At 59.9% G+C, this 16095-nt stretch carries 15 protein-coding genes and 2 pseudogenes; 11 read left to right on the top strand and 6 right to left on the bottom strand.

All coding sequences use genetic code 11. The features are described 5' to 3' along the window. Positions 1 to 187: 187 nt before the first annotated feature. The 4 genes and pseudogenes from NKH93_RS23810 (at position 188) to NKH93_RS23795 (ending at position 2209) form a co-directional block, all read left to right on the top strand. The gene (locus NKH93_RS23810) at positions 188 to 1213 is read left to right on the top strand and encodes a zinc-binding alcohol dehydrogenase family protein (protein WP_352972365.1); all 1026 of its coding nucleotides are present in this window, start codon (positions 188 to 190) and stop codon (positions 1211 to 1213) included. A 98-nt stretch (positions 1214 to 1311) separates the two neighbouring features. Then, positions 1312 to 1413, top strand: a pseudogene (locus NKH93_RS23805) (EamA family transporter); the annotation flags it as partial. Between the two features lie 131 nt (positions 1414 to 1544). Then, on the top strand, positions 1545 to 1772 hold the full coding sequence (locus NKH93_RS23800; protein WP_352569963.1) for a CopG family transcriptional regulator: 228 nt from the start codon (positions 1545 to 1547) through the stop codon (positions 1770 to 1772). Continuing rightward, positions 1717 to 2209 (top strand): annotated as a pseudogene (locus tag NKH93_RS23795) (TA system VapC family ribonuclease toxin). Before NKH93_RS23800 ends, NKH93_RS23795 begins: the two are co-directional and overlap by 56 nt. Before the next feature lie 141 nt (positions 2210 to 2350). Here NKH93_RS23795 and NKH93_RS23790 read toward each other — a convergent pair. From NKH93_RS23790 to NKH93_RS23775, 4 genes are all read right to left on the bottom strand, one after another. Further along, a complete protein-coding gene (locus tag NKH93_RS23790; protein WP_352972349.1) occupies positions 2351 to 2770 on the bottom strand; it encodes a type II toxin-antitoxin system VapC family toxin in 420 nt (139 codons plus the stop codon). 16 nt (positions 2771 to 2786) lie between these two features. Further along, the gene (locus NKH93_RS23785; RefSeq protein WP_352467423.1) at positions 2787 to 3029 is read right to left on the bottom strand and encodes a type II toxin-antitoxin system Phd/YefM family antitoxin; all 243 of its coding nucleotides are present in this window, start codon (positions 3027 to 3029) and stop codon (positions 2787 to 2789) included. A gap of 456 nt (positions 3030 to 3485) precedes the next feature. Beyond that, on the bottom strand, positions 3486 to 4613 hold the full coding sequence (locus NKH93_RS23780; protein ID WP_352972346.1) for an NAD(P)/FAD-dependent oxidoreductase: 1128 nt from the start codon (positions 4611 to 4613) through the stop codon (positions 3486 to 3488). 64 nt (positions 4614 to 4677) lie between these two features. Beyond that, entirely contained in the window at positions 4678 to 5679 is a 1002-nt protein-coding gene (locus NKH93_RS23775) for an SIS domain-containing protein (protein WP_352972343.1), read from the bottom strand. Between the two features lie 103 nt (positions 5680 to 5782). On the opposite strand from NKH93_RS23775, the gene NKH93_RS23770 reads away from it, so the two are divergent. The 4 genes from NKH93_RS23770 (at position 5783) to NKH93_RS23755 (ending at position 10475) form a co-directional block, all read left to right on the top strand. Next, positions 5783 to 6619: a PfkB family carbohydrate kinase gene (locus NKH93_RS23770; RefSeq protein WP_352683779.1), complete on the top strand. Its 837-nt coding sequence runs from the start codon at positions 5783 to 5785 to the stop codon at positions 6617 to 6619. Between the two features lie 179 nt (positions 6620 to 6798). Continuing rightward, positions 6799 to 7635 (top strand): ABC transporter substrate-binding protein, encoded by an 837-nt coding sequence (locus NKH93_RS23765; protein WP_352972339.1) that lies wholly within the window; start codon positions 6799 to 6801, stop codon positions 7633 to 7635. A gap of 76 nt (positions 7636 to 7711) precedes the next feature. Beyond that, positions 7712 to 9241, top strand: a complete 1530-nt coding sequence (locus NKH93_RS23760; protein ID WP_352972362.1) for an amino acid ABC transporter permease/ATP-binding protein — start codon at positions 7712 to 7714, stop codon at positions 9239 to 9241. An 88-nt stretch (positions 9242 to 9329) separates the two neighbouring features. Beyond that, positions 9330 to 10475, top strand: coding sequence for a LacI family DNA-binding transcriptional regulator (locus tag NKH93_RS23755; protein WP_352972337.1), 1146 nt, complete (start codon positions 9330 to 9332; stop codon positions 10473 to 10475). Between the two features lie 234 nt (positions 10476 to 10709). Here the strand turns inward: NKH93_RS23755 and NKH93_RS23750 are convergent, their stop codons facing one another. Continuing rightward, positions 10710 to 11786: an FAD-binding oxidoreductase gene (locus NKH93_RS23750; RefSeq protein WP_352972335.1), complete on the bottom strand. Its 1077-nt coding sequence runs from the start codon at positions 11784 to 11786 to the stop codon at positions 10710 to 10712. 91 nt (positions 11787 to 11877) lie between these two features. Then, on the bottom strand, positions 11878 to 12735 hold the full coding sequence (locus tag NKH93_RS23745; RefSeq protein WP_352972333.1) for a LysR family transcriptional regulator: 858 nt from the start codon (positions 12733 to 12735) through the stop codon (positions 11878 to 11880). Positions 12736 to 12868: 133 nt separating this feature from the next. On the opposite strand from NKH93_RS23745, the gene NKH93_RS23740 reads away from it, so the two are divergent. The 3 genes from NKH93_RS23740 (at position 12869) to NKH93_RS23730 (ending at position 16036) form a co-directional block, all read left to right on the top strand. Continuing rightward, entirely contained in the window at positions 12869 to 13951 is a 1083-nt protein-coding gene (locus NKH93_RS23740; protein ID WP_352972331.1) for an amidohydrolase family protein, read from the top strand. Between the two features lie 11 nt (positions 13952 to 13962). Further along, positions 13963 to 14316, top strand: a complete 354-nt coding sequence (locus tag NKH93_RS23735) for a Rieske (2Fe-2S) protein (protein ID WP_352503722.1) — start codon at positions 13963 to 13965, stop codon at positions 14314 to 14316. 112 nt (positions 14317 to 14428) lie between these two features. Then, on the top strand, positions 14429 to 16036 hold the full coding sequence (locus NKH93_RS23730) for an ABC transporter substrate-binding protein (RefSeq protein WP_352972328.1): 1608 nt from the start codon (positions 14429 to 14431) through the stop codon (positions 16034 to 16036). Positions 16037 to 16095 lie beyond the last annotated feature (59 nt).

The following is a 16095-nucleotide window of genomic DNA, read 5'->3' as shown; positions in this document are numbered from 1 at the left end:
CGGGTCCCGCCCAGCGGGGGGCACCCGGTGGCCGCATTTGGGCACCCGGCCGCGGTCGGGGGGCCGGTGAATACGTCCACGGCTTTGGGGTCACCCCCCCGGGGGCGGGGGTTTTCCCCCCCCGCACCACTTCCTGTTGCCGGACTCCAGCTTAGCAAGGGGGTGAATTATAGTCATGGGCCCCACCATCAAAGTCGTGCGATGCGCTGAGCCGGGCAGGCTGGTGTTTGAGGGGCAGCAGGCACCAGGCACTCCACCCGAAGGCTGGGCACTGATCAATGTCGCCTATGTCGGGATATGTGGAACCGACTACCACATCTTCGAGGGCAGACATCCTTATCTCGCCTATCCGCGCGTCATGGGCCATGAGGTTTCGGGAACAATCGCGGCAATCAACGCGCCGGTGGACCTGTCGGTTGGAGAGCAAATCCTCGTCAACCCCTATTTTGCCTGCGGAAATTGTGCCGCCTGCCGCCAGGGAAAGCCGAACTGCTGCATGTCGATCGAGGTGCTTGGCGTGCACCGTGACGGTGCCATGAGCGAGCAGATTCTCGTGCCGGCGCAGAACTTGATACCAGCGGCCGGCCTGTCACCGGTGGAGGCTGCCACGGTCGAGTTTCTGGCCATCGGTGCTCACGCGGTCCGCAGATCCATGGCGGGGCCGGGCATTCGCGCCTTGGTTATCGGCGCCGGGCCGATCGGCCTCGGCACCGCGCTTTTTGCGCGCATAGCGCAACTCAACGTGACCGTCATGGACGTCGATGCCGAGCGGCTGGCCTTTGCCGCAAGGCAATTGGGCTTCCTGGTGATCGACGCGTCGAAGGGATCGATCGCCGAAACGATAGCGGAGCGAACTGCGGGAGCAGGTTTCGACGTCGTCTTCGACGCAACGGGAAACAGCCGTTCGATGCAGGCTGCCTTTGCCTATGTTGCCCATGGTGGCGTCATGGTGATGGTCAGCGTCGTGCCGGATGACATAACCTTCTCAGATCCAGAGTTCCACAAGCGGGAAATGATGCTGATCGGCAGTCGCAACGCGACGCGTGGCGATTTCCAGCACGTCATTGCCTCGATCCGCGCTGGAAAAATACCAATCGACCGACTCGTCACCCATCGCACCACCCTGCGCGACAGCCCACGCGACATCGCAATCTGGGCGCAGCAGAAGTCCGGTCTGATCAAGGCCGTTGTCGACGTGGCTGGATCTGGCTGAGGTCAGCAAACACAATCAAGATATGTGACCGCAGCCCTGATGCTGCATTATGGGGGGAGTTGCTCGGTGACGCCAGGCTAAGCGGCGCGCTTGACACAGTATTCGGAGTGGGTTTCCTCAGTGAACAATTGTCCCTGCCGAACTGGCTTGGCGTTTCACTGATTGCAGCGGGCGCAGTTCTCGTCGCATACAAAGGTTGAAGCCGTGAAGCGACGATCCTTCCGGCACAAAATGCGTTCACGCCAAGTCCGCCGGGTATTCGCACCGGTTGAGTATCCGACGTCGCTATTTTATATGATGCGTGATGTTGATGCGCACCAAGCAGGGCAACATGAGAACCACACTGGCGATCGATGACGATGTCCTGGTCGCGGCCAAGGCCATGGCCCGGCAGCAGGATCGCAGCCTCGGCGAGGTCATCACCGATCTCGCCCGGCGCTCGCTGCGCCGGCCTCAAGCCGGCGGCGAGCGCAACGGGATCCCTCTTCTGTCGCCTCGGCCGGATGCACCTCCCGTCACGCTTGAGACGGTCAACGCCTTGCGAGACGAACTGCCGTAACGTGCTCGATGTCAATGTGCTGATCGCACTGATAGATCCTGGCCACGTCGCCCATGACGACGCGCATGGAGTTCGAAGAGACCGGTAACTCGGCATGGCTACGTGTCCCATCACCGAAAACGGCGTCCTGCGCATCGTCGGCAACCAAAGATATCCCAATTCTCCCGGCTCACCAGCTGTTGTTGCGCGAATCGTTACCAAGTTGCGGACCCTGCACGGGCACAGCTTCTGGCCCGACGATGTGAGCCTGGTTGGCTCCGGCGACATTGATGCAGCCAAAATCCTGACCTCGGCGCAGGTGACGGCTACGCACCTTCTCGCGCTTGCCAAGGCGCGCGGCGGCCAACTTGCCAGCTTTGACCGCAAGCTGTCACAAGCTGTCAGCGGCGGCCGTGAAGGGCGGGAAGTCTGCACTGCATCTGATTCCAACAAGGTAGAGACTCTTCGGTGCGGTCTACCTCCGATCTTCTCGGGTTTCTTCGGCGAGAAAGTCGCGGAGGTCCAGAGTCAGCACGGAATCGAGAGCGTCAAAGACTTCTGCACGTCGAATAACATAGGCAGGTGGCCGAGCGAAGAGGTCAATTGCCATTCGCGAGCGGCCCGAGAATTTGGAGTCCCTGGCGGCGTGCGGCAAGTGCGAGCTTCCGATCGAGGGTGGCCAGCGGCAACTCGGTTTCGATTGCCAGCGCCAGACAGGCGGCGTCATAGGCGCTGAGCCCGTGCGAAGCCGCTAATGTCAGCACTGCGCCGTCCGACCCGCCGCCGGCGTCCTCCAGCGGCAATCGGCGCAGCCGTGCCATGGTGGTGGCAGCTTCGCCCGCCGCGATGCGGCCACGCCGCTCGGCCATCAATACGACGTTACGCGCCTCGTGCCAGAACAGGGAAGGGACAGGCGCGGTTGCTCCCGGCAATCGTCGCATCAGGGCGGCCGCCGCCTCGCTGTCTTCATCGGGAAGAATCCAGGCAGCCGCCACGGAAAGGTCGACAACGAAAGGCATCAGACGATGATCGCCATCAAGCGCGGCGCCCTTCATCGCGCCAGGCCCGAATTTCGTCCTGCGTCACGGGCTTGGCGCGGGCGCGGGCAGCGCTGATCTCTTCGATCACGGCTTCGACATCGTTGCGGCGTTGAATCCGCGACAGTTTAGCGATGGGATCATTGCCGCGCGAAATAATCACCTCCTCGCCGGCTTCTACCCTTGAAAGCAGTTCCGAGAGATGCGTTTTGGCCTCGCCAACTTTCACCGTGATGGTCATTTCCTGTCCTTGCGCGCGTCGGGTCAACGTGGTGAGCCGTGTTCATTGCCGAGCTGAGTGTGGATTGCTCGACAATCGCTCTTGCACGCGACGATAGGCGCAATCCTGACCCTTGGTCAAGGCTTGGTCAAGTCATTGCCGACCCCTCGCACGCCGCAAGGCGGGCCGTCTCTTGACAAGGTGAAATCGTTCTGGAGCAACGGCTTCTGATTATGCGCAGTGTCTGATTTTGCGGGCGGAAGCTTGCGCAACTTGTCGCGGTTAGCGCACTCCAGTGGATCGCGAGTGGCTATCTGACCCTAGTTTGCGGGGCATTCTTCTTCGAGCGTTCGCGCTTGGACGCGCAGCGCCGATCTCTCGCCGTCTCTGTTGCCGTAGCACGACAACCTGATCACGCGGCTCTTCCCCAGGCCCGCGACCCATCTGGACAGTTCGGCCTTGCCCCAAATTGCCCTTTCAGCTGAAACGATTAGGGCGGAACGTTGCAAGCATGGGATGCGGATTGCCAGAGGCGATTTCTTTGGCAAGCAATTCGCCGACGATCAATCCAAGCGTGGCGCCGCTGTGGCTGAAGGCGACGTGAAGTCCGGCAACGGTCTCGACGCAGCCAAGCACTGGCTCGCCGTCGCCGGGGATGGGCTTCGGGCCAACTGCATAGGCAGCGAGTTGGAGCCGCGGATTGCCCTCGAGCACCGCACTAGCCTCATCGAGCAGTCCTTTGACGGTCTTGTCGTGCACGGTGTAGGTTCCGTCAGAGTTGACCGCGACTTCTTCCTCCGACCACGCCGAATCCAAAACAAGTGCGCCATCCGGCGTCGGGCGAACCGCCACGCGGGGCGTATTCAGCACGGAACGGAGCTCGGTCTTGATCGGCTTGGTCTTCAAGAGAAGTGAAATTGGCGTGGCGTCGGGGACACGAACTCCGATCTCTGCGAGCATGATAGGCGTCGCTGGCCCAACCGCAAGGACCACTGCATCCGCCTTTACCGGCACACCGTCGGCAGTGACGACGCCACGCGCGCGACCACCTGTGGCATCTATCCGGACGCGTCCAGCGTCCCGAACAAACTTGCCGCCGCTGGAGCGGAACTCATTGAGCAGCAGACTGATCAAAGACGGCAGGTCAACCCATCCTTCGCCGGGATTGAAGATGGCACCCTGGGGGGTAATTGCGCTCGCGTTGACGCCGGGCACCACTGCACCGACTTCGGCAGGGCCGAGCAGAAGCGCGTCATAACCAATATCCTGCTCCAACTGGCAGACGGACGCGATCTGGTTCGTCTCGTCATCCGCATCCCAGGTGAGGCCGCCGTCAAAGCGAAGCCACGATCCCGTTTCCGGCCTTGTGGCGGCCAGGGTCCGATAACGGTCGATGCCTGCAAGCCTCAAGCGGTGGTAGGCAGTGTCCGCACGTCGCGCTGAGTTCAGCCAGGAAAGTGAACGGCCGGATGCACCGTTGGCTGGCGCGCCGTCGTTGACAAGCGTTACATCAAGGCCAAGACGAGCAAGGTGCAACGCGGAAGAGATGCCGAAGATGCCCGCGCCGATAACAACAACATGGCGCGGCTTTGGTGATGCGGTCATAGAGAAATCCTTCTTCGCAGAAGCCGGGCTGGGAGTTGTTGGATGGCTGCAGAGCGCGGCGGAACTAATAGTCGGTGAGCTTCTTCATGTAGCGCCGGCCCTCAAGCATTGGACGGCCGCGCAGGGCGGCCAGCTCGTAGGCAAAACGCCAAAGCGTGTCGAAGAAGACCAAGGGCACGAGATAGGGTTTGATGTGTTCGGACATACCGCTGAGGTCGAGTTCCGCTCCATCGAGCACCAGGACGTTTTCCCGGCTGCCGTACTTGAAAAGGAAGTCTCGGGCACGTTCGGGAAGGCTCCGCGTTTCGTCCAAACCCAGCAAGACCACGAAGCAAGTATCCCGGTCGACCACCTCAAATGGGCCGTGAAAGAACTCGTTGGCGTGTATGGCCTGCGAATCGTACCACTGCATCTCCATCAACACGCAGATGGCGTACGAATAGGCCGCACCAAAGCTGGCACCGCTGGCCAGTGTGTAGATCGCATTGCGCGGCGCGAAACGGGGGGCGAAGGCCTGAAACCGGTCGGCATAGGTCCGGTGCGCACGCTCGATCGCCGGCTGAAGATGGCTCAGGCTCGTCAGCAGATCGGCAGTTAGCCCGGCATCCTCCCGAGCATCGATCAGGCCGGCGAGCAACATATAGAGCACGCCGTAGTTGCTGCAGGCTGAATCGATTGCTTTGCCCGTCGTGTAGGAGGCCTGGTAGGCGACTGCGTGGTCGACCGCCAGCGCGAGGGGCGATATCTGGTCGAGCGTCATGCCGATTGTCGTTGCGCCTCGATCCTTTGCATGATTGGCCGCTCGCACAGTTTCGCGGGTGGTGCCGGTCTGCGAGCAAAGGACAACGAGCGCGTCAGGTCCCAACCGTCGCGGGTCTCGGCAGACGAACTCATCCGCGTTGTAGATGTCGCAGGCGAATGCGCCGCTGTGACGGTCGACGAAGTATTTGCCTGCCATCATGATCGAGAGCGAACCGCCGCACGCCACGAGGAATAGGTGCGAAAACTGCCTGCCCGCCGTAGCGGTCAGGGCGCGTTCCACGTCGGCGGGCAGGGCGGAAATCATGAGCTTCCTCGTCTCGTTGGCAGAGCTAGGGGCGGGCCCACAATTGACAGGTGGGCGGCCATTGTGCGAACGTTATCACATCCTTTAAACTGAAAGTCCTGCAATGGTCAAGATTGCCGCGATAGGCGATAACGTGGTCGATTGTTATCTTGCTCGCGACGAGATGTATCCTGGTGGAAATTGCCTCAATGTCTCGGTTTATGTCAGCCGCTTCGGCGGGCGATCGGCCTATGTCGGAACGATCGGCAAAGACCGGGCAGGGGACCTTATCTGCACTGCACTGGCGTCGGAGCGCGTGGACATCACCCGATTGCGGCGTCTCGAGGGAGCGACCGCTTACTGCCTCATAGGTCACCGCAACGCCGATCGGATTTTCCTGGACTTCGATCTCGGAGTTTCGGTGTTTACGCCGACGCAAGAAGATCTGGATTTTCTCTCGGGCTTTCAGGCCGTCCACATCGGCCAGTCCAGCGGTTTGGACCCGTGGGTTGCCGCTGTATCAAGTAAGTCACTGTTGTCTTATGATTTTTCCACGCGACGGGAACCGGGACATCGACGCGAGATTGGACCCTATTGCTATCTGGCTTGTGTCTCGGGTGACGGTCTCGACGACAAGGAATTGGCCGCAATCGCGGCCGAATTGCTTGCATGTGGTTCAAAGTGGGTTCTTGTGACTCGTGGTCGAGCCGGCGCGGTGCTTCACGGCGACACCGTCTCTTACCGAACCCCGGCGCGGTTGGTCAAACCCGTCGACACCCTGGGCGCGGGCGACACCTTCATCGCAAGAACGCTGTTCGGCCTGCTTAAGAAGGAGGCGCCTCAAGACATCCTCGGCCATGCCGCGGACGCGGCGGCTGCTACCTGCCGGTACTACGGGGCAATCGGCCATGCGACAGCAATCGACTTAGGAAAGATGACGCCGAAGATCCCCCACGCTTAACACTGGAAACCATCTAGCTGCGAAATTCTCCGAAACAATTGACGCGAGAAATGGACAATGCTAGAGAAAATGATAACGTTCTCACCTTCCTGGCCGAACGCCGTCCAAGAGCGTTTTGATAGATGAGACGTCGAGTGGGATCGCAAGGCCGAGTTCGGCCAATCGTAAGAGGAGAAGACATGCACACGAATTCGAGCAGGCGCCTACTTTTGAAATCCGGTCTGGCGCTGACGATCGCGCTGTTGACAGGACTTGGCACGTTGGCCTCGTCAACTCAGGCAAACGCGGCGGACAACCGTTATAACCTCATCGACCCGACGGTGATCAGCGTCGGAACCATGGGCGATGCGAAACCCTATGTCTTCACCGATGCCAACGGCAACTTCACCGGCTTCGACGCCGAACTCTTCCGTGATGTGGCGCGCCGGCTCGGGTTCAAGGAGGAGCAGGTCGTTTTCACCGGCCAGGAATTCTCGGCGCTGCTGCCCTCCGTTGCCAACGGCCGCTTCGATGTCGCTGTCGCCGCCATCGGCACAACGGCGCAGCGCAAGAAGACGGTGGATTTTGGCGACGGCTATCTCGCCGGCTACCTGTCGATCATTTCGGCGGATCCGGCACTGACGAGCAATGAGAGCACCGCCGGAAAGCGCATCGGCGTGATCCAGGGAACGCTGCAGGAAATCTATGCCGAGAAGAACCTCAAGGGCGACATTGTCAAATTTCCCGACAACAACACTGCGGTGGCGGCGCTGAATAACGGGACGATTGATGGCCATTTCACTGACTATGAGTCCGCCAAGCAGTATGTGGAGCGCTATAAGAACCTGAAGATAACAATGAACGTGCCGTCCTTCGATGCGCCGGCCGGGTTCGTGGTCAAGAAAGGCAACGATGCCTTCCGCGAGGCGCTCAACAAGGCGCTGCGCAAGGCCATGGACGATGGCACCTGGAAACGGCTGCATGAGAAATGGTTCCCGGGCACTCCGATGCCGGATCAATATCTGCCCAAGAAGTGAATTCGCGCGTATTCATTTTCGTTTCCGGCCGGGCCCGTCAGCAACGGTGCCCGGCCGAGTTATAGATGGACTTGATATGAGCTGGTTCGATACCTTCGCCCGCAGCTTCCTTGATTTCCAGGCGATGGCAGAAGTTCTGCCAAACATGGTGATGGTCGGCCTCAAGAACACTTTGATCCTGGCCCTTGCCTCGACGTTTTTCGGAACGCTGATCGGTATCGTCCTCGCAGTCATGGGGATTTCAGAGAACCGGCCGCTGAAACTCCTTGCCCGAGTCTACACCGATATCTTCCGTGGGCTTCCTGCCATTGTCACAATCCTGATCATTGGCCAAGGCTTCGCGCGGTTGGGCCGAGATCTGTTCGGTCCATCGCCTTATCCGCTGGGCATTCTGGCGCTCAGCCTGATCGCCGGAGCCTACATCGGGGAGATTTTCCGCGCCGGCATTCAGAGCGTCGAGCGGGGTCAGATCGACGCCACGCGCACTCTCGGTATGACGTATGGCCAAGGCATGCGCCTGGTGGTGATCCCGCAAGGCATCCGTCGCGTCCTGCCTGCACTGGTCAACCAGTTCATCGGCAATGTCAAAGACTCCAGCCTGGTCTATTTCCTTGGTCTGCTCGCCTCCGAACGCGAACTGTTCCGCGTCGGCCAGGACCAGGCTGTGCTGACCGGCAACTTGTCGCCCCTATTGCTGGCCGGAGTGTTCTATCTCGTGATCACGGTGCCGCTGACCCATCTCGTCAACTACATCGACGCGCGCATGCGCGTCGGCAAACGAATAACCGCCGTGCAGAGTGGCCTCCAAGAGGTCGCCGAGCTTGCCGAAGCCGTCGTGCCGGGAGCAGCGACGTTGCCTGCAGCAGCGCCCACACGCTTCAAGGGTGGCGGCATCGAGGTCAAAAATATCGACATGGCCTACGGCGCCGTCCAGGTGCTGCATGACGTCGGTCTGAAAGTGGAGCCCGGGACCGTCACCTGCCTCATCGGTCCGTCCGGATCGGGCAAGTCGACCTTGCTGCGCTGCCTCAACCGTCTCGTAGAATGCCGAGCCGGTGACATTCTGCTCGACGGCGAAAGCATCTACAAGCAGACCCCTGACCAACTCCGGCGGCGCGTGGGCATGGTTTTCCAGCAGTTCAATCTGTTCCCCGACCGTAGCGCGCTCGCCAACATCACCTTGGCGCTGCGCAAAGTTAAACGCATGTCGCGCGAGGAGGCTAATGACGCGGCCTTGGCGAGGCTAAATGAAGTCGGACTGCTGGAGCGTGAGGACCATCGGCCGGCCAATCTCTCGGGCGGGCAACAGCAGCGGGTGGCCATCGCGCGTGCGCTCGCCCTCGAACCCGAAATTATGCTGTTCGACGAAGTCACCAGCGCCCTCGATCCAGAATTGGTCAAAGGTGTCCTGAACTTGATGGCCGACCTCGGGCGGGGCGGGATGACGATGGTGGTCGTTACACACGAGATGAATTTCGCTCGCAAGGTCGCGAACCAGGTCGTGTTCATGGACGAGGGGCGGATCGTCGAGGCAGGCCGGCCAGAAGACCTATTCGACAATCCGCAGAGCCCGCGTCTTCGACGCTTTCTGTCGGAGGTGCTGTGATTCAAATGGTGTGCGCAGCGGCGGGTTCTGCGGTGTTCGGCCTTGCGGGGCGTGCCTAACTGCCGCTAGTTCGTCGCCACGACGTTGCATGGTCGGCGGGACTTGCTGGGTGACTCAAAGATCCAAAAACGCAACTATCATCGAAGTCGCTCGCCGGGCTGGAGTGAGCTCTGCCACGGCTGGGCGCGTGCTTGGTGACTACGGGTACAGCAGCCCTGAGGTCCAGGAGAAGGTGCGCGCCGCGGCATCTGCGCTGGGTTATCGGCCCAATCGCCTGGCCAAAGGCCTGATCACCGGTAAGACCCAGACTATCGGCGTTGTCGTGGGCGACATCGAAAGCCCATTCTATGCAAGCGTGCTGCGCGGAATAGGGGACGTCGCGCGCCGTGGCGGCTTCGGGGTTATCGTTACGAATAGTGACGAAAATGCCGAACTCGAGCGAGAGGCGGTGCAGCTGCTGTTGGAAAAGCAGATCGATGGTTTAGTCGTCTCATCGACCTTCTTGGACAAGCCGGATCATCTTCGTGACGCAGTCGCGGCCGGCTGTCCCGTCGTGCAGTTCGACCGCATCGTGGCGGGCATGGAAACCGATTCGGTCGTGGTCGATAACGTTTCTGTAACGCGTAGCAGCATAGCGGCGATCATCGCCGCCGGACACAGCCGCATCGGAATATTGGCGGAACTCGGGCCGGACCAACGCGATGATGTTGGTTCCTTTGTCACAAACGCTGATCTCTCCAGCTCCGACGTTCGCTACCATCATCCAAGCTGGCAACGGTTGTTGGGTTATCTCGAAGCCCATCGCGCTGCGGGCATTTCGCCGGATCCACAGTTGATCCGCCGCGTGGCGGTCTATTCCAGCGAGGCAGCCCGAAAGGAGGCACTCGATCTGCTGACAATGCGCAATGCGCCGTCCGCCCTGTTTACCGCCGACGGTGTGATGTCGACAGGCGTTCTGGAGGCGACATCCGCACTGAAGCTTGCGATTCCGGGAGAGGTTTCGCTGCTTTGCTTCGACGATCTCGACTGGATGCAGTTCGTGGCCCAAGGTATCACAGCCATCGCGCAGCCGGCGCATCTGATCGGGGCGACGGCAGCCGAGCTTCTCTTGAAGAGGCTGGCTGGCGACACCGCACCGTTTGAACACCGTGTCCTCGCGGCTCGCCTGGTGAACCGTAATTCGATTGCGGTTCATCTCAACCGCAACGCCCCTGATCCGGCCGCGACGGTGTAGCTGGAGCCGAATTGCCGCGCCTCTTTGTGTCGAGGTCGATCCCATGCAACGGCTGAATGATAGCTCAAGCATATTGCTGGGTAGGACTTTTGTCGTTTGCGATGCCCAGCGTGAGCTGCGCCAGAAATCGGGCGAGCCCATCCGGGTTCCGAGACCTAATCACGTGCGGTCGCAGTAGTATGGCTTGGTCGTTGAACGCAAAGGCTGCCCGATTTCGTTCCGCGATGGGTACAATTATAGATCAAGCAAAATGTCGCCTTGTGGGCGGCTGCAGCACGCCAGGATGTAGCCTGCCGATTTGTCCTCCAAGGTCAGTCCGCCTAGGTCATCCATGACGACTTCGCCAGACAGCTTGGCGATCCGGCACGTACCGCAAACTCCCTGCTGGCAAGCGGTTGGGACATAGACGCCACATTGGCGCGCCGCTTCCAGCAGGGTCTCTCCGGGCGCGCAATGATATGCAAGGCCGGAGCTGGCGAAGCGGACCGAAGACGAAACCTTTGAATCCGATAGCGAACGCGAAATGTTGCCGCCCCCGAAGCTCTCCTCATGATACTGTGAAGGGGCGAGCCCGATTGCATCGAGGCAGCTGCGTGCAGCCTTTATGTAGGATTCCGGCCCACAGGCAAAAATCGTGCGGCTATGGAGATCGGGAACCAAAGTCAGGAGCATTTCACTGTTAATTCGCCCGGTTGGACCCGTCCAGGCCGGGTCTCCATGACTGCAAATGCAAGTCACATGAACATTGGGAAAGCGAGTGGCAAGTGCGTCCAGTTCGAGCCGAAAAATGATGTCGTCCGGCGTTCTCGCACTATGAATGAAGTGGATATCCTGGTTTGCTGCGCGGTCGGTAAATGCCCGCAGCATCGACATGACGGGAGTTATCCCGCTGCCACCTGAAAGGAAGAGGGACTTTGCATGCGGCAGATCGTCGAGATTGAACGAGCCGAGCGGCCCTTCGATCTCGATCCCATCGCCCGGCTTCAAATTGTCATGGAGCCAATTCGAAACGAGCCCGCCCGGCGTCCGTTTCACGGTGATCTGCAGGTCGAGCGGTCGCGTCGGCGGTGATGAAACAGAGTAGGAGCGTGTCACCGCGGCCCCCTCGATCCTCAGGTGCACCACAACATATTGGCCAGCGCTGAAGCAGAACATCCGATCTGAAGCGGGTGTGAGAACGAATGTTTTCACATCGTGCGTCTCGTCGATCACGCGTCGGCAGAGCACAAGCTGCGGCGTGGTCTGTGCCCACTCCCGGTGAAGCTTTGTTGGGGCGAAGCCGGAGGCTGCAAAGGCCGCGTAAGCATTCATCATTCAACTCGGGTTTGAAGTGGAGCCAAGATGCCACTTCAAACCCCGCTGAACAGCCGCGCAATCCTGCCGTTATGATCGGTAATTTCGATTAAACTTCCAGGGACATTACAGCCACCTGGAGAGCTCGGATGCCCTTGCGAATAATGGGTTCGTGTTTGCGGCGCGCAAGGATCGCGGTGTGGACTGGCTGGTGCAGCGTCGGCGCTCCCTCGACGAGGGACGATGGGAGCTCGGCCGTGAACCGGCGCGCATCGTCGCTGCGCATGTAGCAGGTGCCGCCCGTTCGTCGCAGCATGATCTCCGCCAGAGTTTCCGATCCCGTCGAAAGCCGACAGATCGCAAGCTCGGCCAGCAGCTCTGCGTGCGTCTTTTCCAGCACCGCGGTGTAGCCTGGGCGAATGTAGGTTTCAGGGTCGACATCAGACAGCGTTCTGGCAGCCGTCGAAACCATCACATATTCCTCGACCATCAGATGCTCGTAGGCGATCTCAGGCAGGTAGCGAGGCGCATAAAGCACGGCAATATCGAGATTTCCCATGCTTAGGTCGCTGACCATCTGGTTCGAATAGTCCGACTCGACATGGATCGAGGATTTTGGAAGCGCCTGGCACAGTGTCTCGACCCATCCCGGCAGGACCGAACGGGTCATGCCCACCTGTGCGGCGATGCGCAACGTGCCCTCGAAACGGTTGAACGCTCGCACATCGTGTCGAGCTTGCGACCACGTCGACAGCAAGGATCTGGCATAGGCTTCGAACCGCCGCCCGGCGGCTGTCGGCTCAGCGCCGGCGCGCCCGCGCAGAAAGAGCTCGGACCCGATCGCGCTCTCCAGATTCTTGATGCGGGTGCTGATCGTCGACTGGGTCAAGCCCAGCCGGTCGGCGGTACGATTGAAATTTCGCGACTCGATGATGTCGAGAAAGGTTTCGATGTGATCTAGCTGCACATGACCTCCGATCGAAAAAGTCGATCATATTGCGCAGGATCATAAGCTTGATCAAACAATACTCAAGGCGGAAGCTGCACGCGGTGAAATCGGCCGGCAGATCGAGCAGGCTGAAGCTACGGAGCTGAGCAACGTGTTCATAGTCGACTGCGATTGCCACAATTACTGGTCAAGCGCGACCGTGTTGGAGCCTTACCTTTCCGGCCTATGGAAGGACATGTTCGTTGAAGGCGAGAAGACAGGTCCCGTTGGCGCCTTCCCGCATGGCCACCGTCCCTGGTTTCATCCGCAGGACTTCTCACGCAAGGACGTCCGTCCGAAAACAGAAGCCGACAACTATCTCATCATGAAGGAAAAACACCTCGACAAGTACAAGGTCGATGTGGCGATCCTGACCGGCGATGAGCCGATCGAGGCTTCCACCCTCGCCAATCCCTATTATGCCAGCGCCCTCGTCAGCGCCTACAATGACTATCAGATTGACCAATGGCTGCCGAAGGACGATCGCTTCATGGGCTCGATCATCGTCGCGCCACAGGATCCGAAGCTCGCGGCCGCCGAGATACGCCGTCTGGGCAATCACCCGCGCATGGTTCAGGTTCTCGCTTCGCAAGGCTCCGTCAAGCCCTATGGCGATCCGTTTTACCATCCAATTTATGAGGCTTGCGCCGAGGTGGGGCTGCCCTTTGCCATTCATCTGGGCGGCCATGGTGGCGTGAATTCGACCGCGATTGCTCCGGCCCCGACGACATTCTTCTGGGAGACCCATGCCATCCTGCACATGTCGGCCATTTCGCATGTCGCAAGCATGATTGCGCATGGCGTCTTCGAAAAATGGCCGGACCTCTACTTCGTGGTCATCGAATGCGGCGTCGCCTGGGTGCCATCGGTATTGTGGCGCCTGGACGCCGACTACAAAGCCCTACGCAAAGAGACGCCATGGCTGAAAATGCTGCCGTCCGAATATTGCCGGCGAAATATCCGCTTTTCCACGCAGCCGCTGGAGCAGCCCGCAAATATTCAGCATCTCTGGTCCACTCTCGAGGCGATGGACGGCGAAAATACGCTGTTGTTTGCCTCCGACTATCCGCATTGGGACTATGACGATGCCAACACGCTGCAAATCCCTCCTGCCTGGAAGAGCAAGATCATGGGGCTGAATGCGCTGGAGGTTTACAAGCGCATCCCGCGCGCGCAAGCGGCGAATGCTGCCTGAGGAAGCAGACGATGCCCGAGAAGACATACATCTGTAGAGTCGACGAGATCGAAACCGGATCTCCCTTCATCGCCAAGATCCGCAGCCTTTCGGTCGGCGTTTTTCGCATCGGAGATTCATTCCACGCGCTGCTGAATGTTTGTCCGCACCGCGGCGCTCCCCTTTGCGAGGGGCCGCAATGTGGAACAACTGCACCGGTCGAAGAGGCGCAGTTCATCTATCACCGCCAAAACGAGATCGTGCGCTGCGCCTGGCATGGCTGGGAATTTGACATCAAATCGGGCGCGGCCCTGGTCGATCCGTCCGTTCGCGCGCGCACATTTCCAGTAACGGTCGAGGCGGGCAGCATCTATGTGACGGCCTGATTGAGGTACGGATTCGAAGAGTAGCAGAAATGATGATCGCGGCTAACGGGCAGATTTCTTCACAGGGTGCGTGACGAACAATAACGCGGAAAATCCGCAATGGGAGAGTCAAATGTCAGAATCTGGATACAAGCTTGCTATCGCTCAAAGCCTGATCGGTCGCGGCAAGATTTCCCGTCGCGATTTCATTAATCTTGGGCTGGCCGCTGGGCTGACGGTCACCGCTGCGGATAAGCTCTTCGTCAGCACGGCCCGCGCCGAACCGCTGCAGGGCGGCTTCGCCAAGCTCGGAATGGCACATGGCGCGACGACGGATTCGATCGATCCGGCCGGCTACCCGGACACCTTCACACAGACAGCGTTCTCGGGCTCGATGTCCAACAGCCTCACCGAGGTCGACGCCAAAGGCAACGTCCAACCGGACCTTGCCGAGAGCTTTGAATCGTCCGATGGCGCCAAAACCTGGGTCTTCAAGCTTCGCAAGGGCGCAACCTTCCACAACGGCAAGAATGTGACGGCGGACGATGTCGTGACTTCGCTTCGCTATCATATGGGCGACGAAACCAAGTCGGCGGCGAAGCCGCTGCTTGAGCCCGTCGCCAGCATTAAGGCGGATGGCCCCGAAACGGTTGTCTTCACGCTGAAAAGCGGCAACGCCGACTTCCCCTACATCATGAGTGACTACCATCTGGTCATCATGCCGGCCAAGGACGGCAAGGCGGATTGGGGATCGGGCGTTCGCACCGGCGCTTTCGTGCTTGAGAATTTCCAGCCCGGCGTTTCGGCCAAACTCAAGCGCAATCCGAACTACTTCAAGAACGGCAAACCCTATCTCGACGAGGTGGAGTTCATCGCCATCACCGATCTCGCCGCTCGCATGGCCGCGCTATCGACAGGGGAGGTGGACTATATTGGCCGCGCCGACCTCAAGACCCTCGGCATGTTGAAACGCAACCCCAAGGTGGAGATCGTCGAGGTCACCGGCTATGGCCATTATACCTTGCCCGTGAACGTCACGATGGCGCCGTTCGATAATCCGGATGTCCGGATGGCCTTAAAGTGGGCGATCAACCGTCAGGAGATCGTCGACAAGATCTTTCTCGGTCACGCCACTGTGGCCAATGACAACCCGATCGCGCCGGCGATTAAATTCGCCACCAATCCGCAGCCGCAGCACAGTTTCGATCCGGAGAAAGCCAAGCATTATCTGAAAAAGGCTGGAATGGAGAAACTGAAGGTGGACCTCTCGGTCGCCGATGCCGCTTTTGCAGGCGCGGTGGACGCGGCTGCGCTGATCCGCGAGACGGCAGCCCAGTGCGGTATCGACGTAAACGTCGTGCGCGAGGCCGAGGACGCCTATTGGGACAATGTCTGGCTCAAGAAACCTTGGTGCGCTTCCTATTGGAGCGGTCGCGCGACGGCCGACTGGATGTTCACGCAAGCCTTCGCCGCCGATTCCAGCTGGAACGAGTCGTTCTGGAAAAATCCCCGCTTCAACGAGTTGCTTGTCGAGGCGCGCGCCGAGACGGATGAGGCCAAGCGGGCGGCAATGTATGCCGAGATGCAGCAACTGACGCATGATGATGGCGGCAGCATCGTGCTGGTCTTCAACAACTTCGTCAGCGCCAAATCCAATAAGCTCGCACATGGCGAAGTGGCGCCGAACTGGGAGAACGACGGACTGAAGATGGCCGAACGCTGGTGGATCGCCACTGCGTGAGAGAGCGGGCCGGACCCGCGATGGCTACTGGGCTTCGGCTTGCAGCCGCGTGCCCTGCC

Source organism: Mesorhizobium sp. M0954, from assembly GCF_040319155.1.
Classification (GTDB): domain Bacteria; phylum Pseudomonadota; class Alphaproteobacteria; order Rhizobiales; family Rhizobiaceae; genus Mesorhizobium.
This window is presented reverse-complemented; position numbering and strand designations above follow the sequence as displayed.

Bases quoted from the DNA above. Each gene is read 5' to 3' on its own strand.
- NKH93_RS23760 (WP_352972362.1), top strand. From the start codon at position 7,712: ATGAGCTGGTTCGATACCTTCGCCCGCAGCTTCCTTGATTTCCAGGCG.
- NKH93_RS23750 (WP_352972335.1), bottom strand. From the start codon at position 11,786: ATGAATGCTTACGCGGCCTTTGCAGCCTCCGGCTTCGCCCCAACAAAG.
- NKH93_RS23775 (WP_352972343.1), bottom strand. From the start codon at position 5,679: ATGATTTCCGCCCTGCCCGCCGACGTGGAACGCGCCCTGACCGCTACG.
- NKH93_RS23800 (WP_352569963.1), top strand. From the start codon at position 1,545: ATGAGAACCACACTGGCGATCGATGACGATGTCCTGGTCGCGGCCAAG.
- NKH93_RS23770 (WP_352683779.1), top strand. From the start codon at position 5,783: ATGGTCAAGATTGCCGCGATAGGCGATAACGTGGTCGATTGTTATCTT.
- NKH93_RS23730 (WP_352972328.1), top strand. From the start codon at position 14,429: ATGTCAGAATCTGGATACAAGCTTGCTATCGCTCAAAGCCTGATCGGT.
- NKH93_RS23765 (WP_352972339.1), top strand. From the start codon at position 6,799: ATGCACACGAATTCGAGCAGGCGCCTACTTTTGAAATCCGGTCTGGCG.
- NKH93_RS23755 (WP_352972337.1), top strand. From the start codon at position 9,330: ATGGTCGGCGGGACTTGCTGGGTGACTCAAAGATCCAAAAACGCAACT.
- NKH93_RS23735 (WP_352503722.1), top strand. From the start codon at position 13,963: ATGCCCGAGAAGACATACATCTGTAGAGTCGACGAGATCGAAACCGGA.
- NKH93_RS23785 (WP_352467423.1), bottom strand. From the start codon at position 3,029: ATGACCATCACGGTGAAAGTTGGCGAGGCCAAAACGCATCTCTCGGAA.
- NKH93_RS23780 (WP_352972346.1), bottom strand. From the start codon at position 4,613: ATGACCGCATCACCAAAGCCGCGCCATGTTGTTGTTATCGGCGCGGGC.
- NKH93_RS23790 (WP_352972349.1), bottom strand. From the start codon at position 2,770: ATGCCTTTCGTTGTCGACCTTTCCGTGGCGGCTGCCTGGATTCTTCCC.